Annotated in this window: 6 protein-coding genes; 5 read left to right on the top strand and 1 reads right to left on the bottom strand. The window is 73.0% G+C overall.

The window, feature by feature from the left end; all coding sequences use genetic code 11:
• Nucleotides 1-263 (top strand): hypothetical protein (locus ACWGIU_RS21940; RefSeq protein ID WP_453708253.1); only part of this gene is annotated, 263 nt, incomplete at its 5' end.
• 264 nt (nt 264-527) lie between these two features.
• Here the strand turns inward: ACWGIU_RS21940 and ACWGIU_RS21935 are convergent.
• On the bottom strand, nt 528-749 hold the full coding sequence (locus ACWGIU_RS21935; protein WP_453708251.1) for a hypothetical protein: 222 nt from the start codon (nt 747-749) through the stop codon (nt 528-530).
• A 200-nt stretch (nt 750-949) separates the two neighbouring features.
• Between ACWGIU_RS21935 and ACWGIU_RS21930 the strand changes: the two genes are divergently transcribed.
• From ACWGIU_RS21930 to ACWGIU_RS21915, 4 genes are all read left to right on the top strand, one after another.
• Complete coding sequence (locus tag ACWGIU_RS21930) at nt 950-2824, top strand: BTAD domain-containing putative transcriptional regulator (RefSeq protein WP_453708249.1); 1875 nt, start codon at nt 950-952, stop codon at nt 2822-2824.
• Nucleotides 2825-2915: 91 nt separating this feature from the next.
• Nucleotides 2916-6203: a non-ribosomal peptide synthetase gene (locus tag ACWGIU_RS21925; RefSeq protein WP_453708247.1), complete on the top strand. Its 3288-nt coding sequence runs from the start codon at nt 2916-2918 to the stop codon at nt 6201-6203.
• Nucleotides 6204-6320: 117 nt separating this feature from the next.
• Entirely contained in the window at nt 6321-7727 is a 1407-nt protein-coding gene (locus ACWGIU_RS21920) for a serine hydroxymethyltransferase (protein ID WP_453708245.1), read from the top strand.
• The coding region (locus ACWGIU_RS21915; RefSeq protein WP_453708243.1) for a DUF2461 family protein at nt 7724-8092 on the top strand (369 nt) is incomplete at its 3' end. The genes ACWGIU_RS21920 and ACWGIU_RS21915, both read left to right, overlap by 4 nt.

Raw genomic sequence — 8092 nt, 5'->3', positions numbered from 1 at the left:
CCCGGGTGGAGACCGATCTCGGGTGTGTGGAGGCGATCGGCGGCCGCCCGGCGGAGGCGGCGGAGAGGTTCCGGCGGGCGAGGGCCGCCTTCGGCGAGGTCGGCGCGCAGCCCTGGCGGGCGCAGGCGGACCGGCTGCTGGCGGCGGTCCAGGGCGCGTCGGGCACGGCGGGCGAGCCGGGCGGTGGGGGCGCCGGTGCCCTGCCGCATCGTTCCTTCACCGCGGCGGAACTGACCCTGTTGCTGACGCATCCGGAGGGCTAGGCCGTCTCTTCCGGATCTTGGCGGGTGAGCCCGGGTCGTCCGGTGCGGTGCCTCGCAAGGCGGAGGGGCTCCCCGTGTACCGGACGTACTCGGGTGTCCCGACAACGCGGCGAGGGGCCGTGCCGGGCGGGCCGGGCCCGGCAAGATCCGGAAGAGACGGCCTCGGGGCTGTCCCGTCGTCCCCGGTGGAGCGGCGCACGGCGTCAGACGCGGGGCACGGCCGGCGGCGCGTCGTAGGGCGGGGCGGGCAGGAGCGGGGGCGGGTCAGCCCCAGGGCATGTCGCCGTGCGTGCCGGCGGAACCGTGACGCGGGGGGTCCAGCGGCTTGACGACGCCCCACGGCATGTCGCCGTCCGCCTGGGTGGTGGTGTGCGAGTCCGCCAGGACGGCCGACGCTCCCCCCGTGCCGACGAACAAGCCCGCAAGAACGACCAGGCAGGCCGCCGCCGTCGTGTTCGCCGTCTTCGCCGTCCGCGTGCTGCGCATCTGGGAATCCCCTCTCGGTGGAGCATCACTGCCGCTCGCTGCGGCACGAATGGAACAGTAGGGACGCCTCCTTTTTCTTCTGTGTTCCATCGATTTCGTGACCCGGGCCGCCCTCGAAATCGACACGATATCGAGGAGACAACGCACTCCACTAGCTTCGTTCAGAGATTCTTCTCCATGAATCACGGATGGGGCGGTACATGGAATTCCGAGTGCTCGGGCCAGTCGAGGTACGGCGGGACGGCCGCCGGGTCGCGTTCTCCGGGGCGAAGCTGCACACCGTGCTCGCGGCGCTCCTTGTGGCCCGTGAAGAGGTGATCTCCGACGAACGGCTGTGCCGGCTGCTGTGGGGCTGGGCTCCACCGGCCACCGTCAGCGCACAGCTCTACACCTATGTTTCCCGTTTGCGCAAGATTCTCGGCGACGATGTTCTGATCGATCGTCGGCCGCCCGGATATGCCATGAGCATCGGTAATGCGACGCTTGACCTGAGCGAATTCGAGAAGCTTGCGTTCAGCGGCCGCGAGGCACTGATCGCCGAGGACTTCGAAAAGGCCGGTGAGCTGCTGCGCGGCGCCTTGGCGCGGTGGAACGGGCTGCCCTTCGCCAACGCCACGGAATACCTGGCCGACGCCGAGGCGCCGCGGCTCACCGAGGCCCGGGCGGTCACGCTGGAGCACCGCATCGCGGCCGATCTCGCGCTGGGCCGGCACGAGCAGATCACCGGTGAGCTCACCGGCCTGGTCGCCGAGTTCCCGCTGCGCGAGCGCATCCGGTGCCAGCTGATGACCGCCCTGTGCCGGTCAGGGCGGCAGGCGGACGCCATCCACCTCTACCACCACGGCCGCGCGGTGCTCGCCGACGAGCTGGGGGTGAACCCCGGCGAGGAGCTCCAGGCCACCTACCGGGCGCTGCTGGAGGGCACGCTGGACCGGCAGCCGCGCAGCGCCGCCCCCGCCGTACTGGCCGACCCCCGGCGGGACGCGGCCGGCCGCCCGGACGGCGCCCCGGCCATGCTCCCGCCCGACACCGTCGACTTCACCGGCCGCGAGCCCGAACTGGAGCTGCTGTGCCGTGCGCTGGCTCCCGAAGCGCAGGGCACCGGGCGGCCCCGCCGGGTCCTGGTCACCGGAATGGCCGGGCTCGGCAAGACCGCCCTCGCCGTCCACGCGGCGCACCGCTGCCGACCCCACTTCCCCGACGGGCAGTTGTACGCGGACCTGCGCGCGCCCGACGGCACTCCCCGGCATCCCGCCCGGGTGCTGCGCGGGCTGCTGCGCGCGCTGGGCCCGATGGACGACGTACCGGCCGGCGAGGACCAGGACCAGCTGGTCCGTCTCTACCGGGAGCGGACTCGGGGCAAGCAGCTGCTGATCGTGCTGGACAACGCGTCCGGGGCCGCCCAGTTGGGTCCGCTGCTGCCGAACACCCCGGAGCCCGCGGTCCTGGTCACGGGGCGGACGGCTCTGCCCACCGTGGCCGGGGCGCACACCGTGGCCCTGGCTCCGCTGGCACCGCGGGACTCGCTGGAGCTGCTCTCGGCCGCGGCCGGTCCCGCCCGGGTGGCCTCGGCACCCGGTGCGGCGTCCTCGATCGTCGAGCACTGCGCCGGTCTGCCGCTGGCCCTGCGGATCGTCGGGACCCGGATCGCCGCCCGCCCGCACTCCACCCCGGACCGGCTGGCCCGCCGGCTGGCGGATCCCGTGACCCGGCTGCGGGAGCTGCACTCGGGTGACCTGGACGTGCACAGCTCGCTGCTGCCGTCCTGGCGGGCGCTGGACCCGGAGGTGCGCTCCGTGTTCCCGGCGCTGGCCGCGCTGGGCCCCCAGCCGTTCCCGGCCGCGGACGCGGCCATGTCACTGAATCTGCCGGAGTCCGAGGCCGAGCGGCTGTTGGAGGCGTTGGCCGACGCGGCCCTGCTGGAGGTCAGCGGCGCGGACGAGTGGGGCCAGCCCTGCTACCTGTTCCACCCGCTCGTACGGCTCTTCGCGCTCTCCCTCGGCGAGGGGGCCGCGCCCGACCGTGGGGCCGCCGCCCCGACGGAACATAACCGGCGGCTAACTCACCGCCCCTAGCCTCGCCCCGCCCCCCAGCAGGGCGCTCCGGCCCGTAACCATCCCGGGCAAGCACCAGCCGACGGCCCGTAACACCGAATGGAGTTGGACCATGACCGAGCTCCTGCCCGCTCGCGCGGACAGTGCCGTGTCCTTCCCGATGACCGAGACGCAGCAGGCACTGATGATCGGGCGAGGTGAAGCAGTCGAGCTGGGCGGTATCGGCTGCTACGGATACTTCGAGTGGGAGCGTGCGGACCTCGATCCCGAGCGTTTCGCCGCCGCCTGGCGCAAGGTGGTCGCCCGTCACGACATGCTCCGCGCGATCGGCCGCACGGACGGCACGCAGTGGGTGCCGGCCGACCCCCTGCCCTTCGACATACCGGTCGTGGACCTGAGCGCGCTGTCCGCCGACGCCTCACGGGAGCGGCTCGCCGCGCTGCGGGACGAGATGAGCCATGTGGTCTTCCCGGTGGGCAGCTGGCCGCTGTTCGACCTGCGGATCATCCGGCTGGGCGGCCCCGGGAACCTGAGCCGCGTCCACCTCGGGATCGACCTGCAGGTGCTGGACGCCTCCAGTGCCTTCCAGGTGCTCTTCCCCGAGCTCGTCGACCTGTACGAGCACCCGGACGCCGAACTCCCGAAGCCCGGCATCAGCTTCGCCGAGTACGCCCGCTGGCGCGCCGACGCCCTGCCGCACACCGAGGCCTTCCGCGCCGCCCGCGACTACTGGGTGGAGCGCGTCCCCACCCTGCCGCCGGCCCCCTCGCTGCCCACGGGCGGCTCCGCCGGCACCGGGCGCGAGGTGCGTTTCGACCGGCGCGAGCACCGGCTGTCCCCCACCGAATGGCAGCGCTTCTCGGCACGGGCGCACGAGGCGGGGCTGACGCCGTCGGTCCTGCTCACCGCCGCCTTCGCCGAGGTGGTCCGGTGCTGGGCGGAGGAGTCGGACTTCACCATCAACTACCCGATCTTCCAGCGCCCGGCGGTGCACCCGGACATCACCGGCGTCCTCGGTGACTTCACCAACGCCGTGATGCTCGCCGCCGACGGTTCGGGCGCTACCTTCCTGGACCGCGCCCACGCCCTGCGCGACCAGCTCGCCCGAGACGCGGAGCACGGCGCCTTCAACGGCGTCCGGGTGCTGCGCGAGCTGACCCGGCTGCACGGGGTGGGCGCCCAGGCCGGCATGCCGGTCGTCGTGACCAGCCTGCTCGACTACCCGGTGCGCAGGCCGGTGACGGACCTGGGCCGGGAGGTGTACTCGATCTCGCAGACCCCGCAGGTCTCGCTCGACGTACAGCTGCGCGAACTGGCCGGCGAGCTGCGCGTCATCTGGGACTTCGTCGACGGGGCGTTCGCGCCCGGCTTCATCGACGCCGCCTTCGGCGTGTACGTGGACCTGCTGGGGCGGCTCACGCGGGACCCGGAGTCGCTGCACACCGCGCGCTTCGACCTGGTCCCTGCGGTCGAGCGGACGCTGCGCCGCCAGGTCAACGACACCGCCGGGCAGATCCCGTACACCACCTTGCACGAGCTGTTCGCCCGGCAGGCCGAGCGCACGCCCGACGCCAAGGCCGTGGTGGACGCCACCGGGCGGCGCCTGAGCTACGCCGAACTTGCCTCGTACGCCTGGCGGATCGGGCACACGCTGCGGGAGCACGGGGCTGCTCCGGGCGAGCTGGTCGCCGTCGTGATGGAGAAGGGCTGGGAGCAGTACGCCGCGGTGTACGGGATCCTCGCCTCCGGCGCCGCCTACCTGCCGCTGGACCCGTCCGTGCCGGCGGAGCGGCTGCGCCGCCTGCTCACGGAGGCCAAGGTCGACCGGATCCTCACCCAGTCCTGGCTGGACTCGCGGATCAGCTGGCCCCCCACGGCCCGCCGTTACCGGGTGGACAAGGACTTCGAGACCGGAAACGCGACCCGGCCCGACACCGCGCAGACCCCGGCGGACCTCGCGTACACCATCTTCACCTCGGGCTCGACGGGTGAGCCCAAGGGCGTGATGGTCGACCACATCGGCGTGGTCAACCTGATCGGCGATGTCGCGACACGTTTCGAGGTCGGTGCGCGGGACCGGCTGCTGGCCATCTCCGGGCTGCACTTCGACGCCTCGATCTACGATGTGTTCGGGGTTCTGACGCAGGGCGGGACCGTGGTGCTGCCGCCGCCGTTCGAGCACGCCGAGCCCGATGTGTGGGCCGATCTGGTGCGGTCGGAGCGGGTCACCCTGTGGAACTCCGTGCCCGTCCTGATGGAACTGCTCGTCGGCGAGGCCGAGGTGCGCGAACGGCGCGGCGGCGGCCGGCCGCTGGAATCCCTGCGGCTGTCCGTGCTCTCCGGCGACTGGATCCCGCTGACGCTGCCGGACCGGCTGAGGGCGCAGAGCCCCCGGATCGAGGTGGTGGGGTCGGGCGGTCCGACGGAGACGATCTGCTGGTCGCTGTTCCAGCCGATCGGCGAGGTCGACCCGTCCTGGACGAGCATCCCGTACGGCAGGCCGATCACCAACCAGCGCTACTACATCGTCGACGCGGCGGCCTACGAGCGCCCGCTCGGGGTGGTCGGCGAGATGGCCGTGGCCAGTGACGTCGGGCTCGCGCTCGGCTACTGGAACGACGCCGAACGGACCGCGAGCCGCTTCGTGCACCTTCCGGAGAGTGGCGAACGCGCCTATCTGACCGGTGACCTGGGCCGTTACCTGCCGGACGGCAGCATCGAGATCCTGGGCCGGGACGACTTCCAGGTGAAGATCCAGGGCCACCGGATCGAGCTCGGCGAGATCGAGGCCGTGCTGCGCCAGGACGCCGAGGTCGAGGCGGCCGTGGTGGTGGCCCCGGCCAGCGCCCACGGGGTGCGGCGGCTGCACGCCTTCGTCGTGGCCGACGCCGAGGCGGCCGGGCCGGTGCTGGAGCGGCTCGCCGCGCAGCTTCCCGGCTACATGGTGCCGGCCGCGCTCACCGTGCTGCCGGAGCTGCCGCTGACCCGCAACGGCAAGGTCGACCGGCTGCTGCTGGCCTCCTCCGCCGGGCGGCAGCAGTCCGCCGACGAGGCGGCCGTACGGGACGCCGGGGACAGGCCGGGCAGCGCGCTGGAGCTGGTGCTGTGCGCGGCGGTCGCCGACATCCTCGGCCTGGACGGGGTGGCGCCCGGTGACAACTTCTTCAGCCTCGGCGGCGATTCGCTCAGCGGTACCCGGCTGGCCGGTCTGCTCAAGGAACTGCTGGGGGTGCCGGTGCCGGTGAAGACCGTGTTCCAGAACCCGCTGATCTCCGAGCTCGCCGAGAAGATCGCCGCGGACGAACAGCACGGCGCGGAGGCGGTCGCCGCAGCGGAGGCCTTCGGAGACCTGGAGGCGGACGAGGCCGGCGCGTCGGACCAGGCCGTGTCGTCGAAGTAGCGCCGGTCAGGCCCGCGGGGTGCGGTGCCGCGGGCCGGGCGGGGACTTCGACGACAGGCCTTGGGCCGCGGTTCGGCACAGCACGGTCATCACGGACGATTTCGAGAGGGGACAGTCATGAGTCTCACCCTGCCCGCGCCCGTCACCGAGCCGGAGCTGCCCGCCGCACCCGGCGCCGGCTCCGGCCCCGGGCCCGAGCCCGATCCCGACCTGGTGGATTTCGCCGGGCACGCCGCGGCGCGGCTCAGAGAACGCGATGCCGAGTTGTACGCGCTGCTGGCCCGCGAGTCGGCACGCCAGCGCGACACCCTGATGATGGTCGCGGCGTCCAGCGTCGCGGATCCCTCCGTCCTGGCCTGCGAGGGCAGCGCGCTCGGCAACCTGACCGCCGAGGGCTTCCCCGGGAACCGCTACCACGCCGGATGCGGGGTCGCCGACGAGATCGAACGCCTCGCGATCGACCGGGCGTGCGCGGCGTTCGGGGCACAGGACGCGATCGTGCAACCGCACTCCGGCTCCTCCGCCAACCTGGCCGTGATCACGGCGCTGCTCAACCCCGGCGACTCCCTGCTCGGGCTCGACCTGGACTGCGGCGGGCACCTCACCCACGGCTCGCCCGCCTCGGTGACCGGCCGCTACTACCGCGCCCACGGCTACCGGGTGACCCCGGAGGGGTTGCTCGACTACGACCAGATCCGCGAACTGGCCCTGGAGCACCGTCCGAAGCTGATCGTCTGCGGGGCCAGCGCGTACCCCCGCAGCATCGACTTCGCCCGCTTCCGGGAGATCGCGGACGAGGCCAACGCCTATCTCCTGGCCGACATCTCGCACATCGCGGGACTGGTCGCGGCCGGCCTCCACCAGAGCCCCGTCGACCATGCCCACGTGACCACCACCAGCACCTACAAGCAGCTGTACGGCCCGCGGGGCGGGCTGATCCTGCTCGGCCGGGAGGCCCGCAAGGCCGGGCCGGAGCGCGGCACCCTGGCCGCGACCCTGCGCCGGGCCGTGTTCCCCTTCACCCAGGGCACGCCCGACCTGGCCTCGGTGGCGGCCAAGGCGCGCGCCCTGGACTTCGTGGCGAGCCCCGACTTCGCCGAGCTCGCCAAGCGGCTCGCCGACGGCGCGCAGGCGATCGCGCAGCGCCTCTCGGACCGGGGGTTCCGGCTGGTCACCGGTGGTACGGACACCCACATGGTGCTGCTGGACCTGCGCGGCACCGGGGTCACCGGGGACGTCGCCGAGCAGGCCCTGGAGTCCTGCGGGATCGTCGTCAACCGCAACCGGGTCCCCGGCGACACCACACCGGTCCGGGTGACCGGCGGACTGCGGCTCGGCACCAACACGCTGGCCGCGCGCGGGATGGACCACGCGGTGGCCGCCGAGTGCGCCGACCTGGTCGCCGACGTCCTGGCGGCGCTGCGCGCGCAGGACGGCGTACTGCCGGACGCGCTGCGCGACCGGGTGCGTACCCGGGTCTCCGAGCTGTGCGCCGCCCACCCCCTGCCGGGGTATCTGCCGTGACCTTCAGCGGCTTCCCGCCCTCGGCACTGCGCCTGTACGAGGACCTCGCGGCCGACAACAGCAAGGAGGCGTGGCGGTCGCGCCACCGCGAGCGGTACGAGCGTGACGTACGTGCGCCGATGGACGAGCTGGCCGCTGAACTGAGCACGTTCTCGGGAGGGTCGGCCGGGGCGGGCGAGGTGCGGGTGCTCGGCCCGGTCCGGGACACCCGGATGTCCCACGACAAGTCCCCGTACAAGACATACCAGGGCGCCTATCTGGATCTGCTGCCCTGCCTGGGCCTGTGGGTGCACCTGGACCGGCACGGTCTCTACGCCTCCGGGCGCTGGTACCCGTACGCCGGGGCCGAGGTCGCCCGGTACCGC

The organism is Streptomyces sp. NPDC054840 (genome assembly GCF_053611065.1).
Note: the sequence above shows the minus strand (reverse complement) of the source record. Positions and strands in the feature narration are given on the sequence as shown.

Coding starts and splice junctions, on each gene's coding strand:
- ACWGIU_RS21920 (WP_453708245.1), top strand. CDS start 6,321: ATGAGTCTCACCCTGCCCGCGCCCGTCACCGAGCCGGAGCTGCCCGCC.
- ACWGIU_RS21935 (WP_453708251.1), bottom strand. CDS start 749: ATGCGCAGCACGCGGACGGCGAAGACGGCGAACACGACGGCGGCGGCC.
- ACWGIU_RS21930 (WP_453708249.1), top strand. CDS start 950: ATGGAATTCCGAGTGCTCGGGCCAGTCGAGGTACGGCGGGACGGCCGC.
- ACWGIU_RS21925 (WP_453708247.1), top strand. CDS start 2,916: ATGACCGAGCTCCTGCCCGCTCGCGCGGACAGTGCCGTGTCCTTCCCG.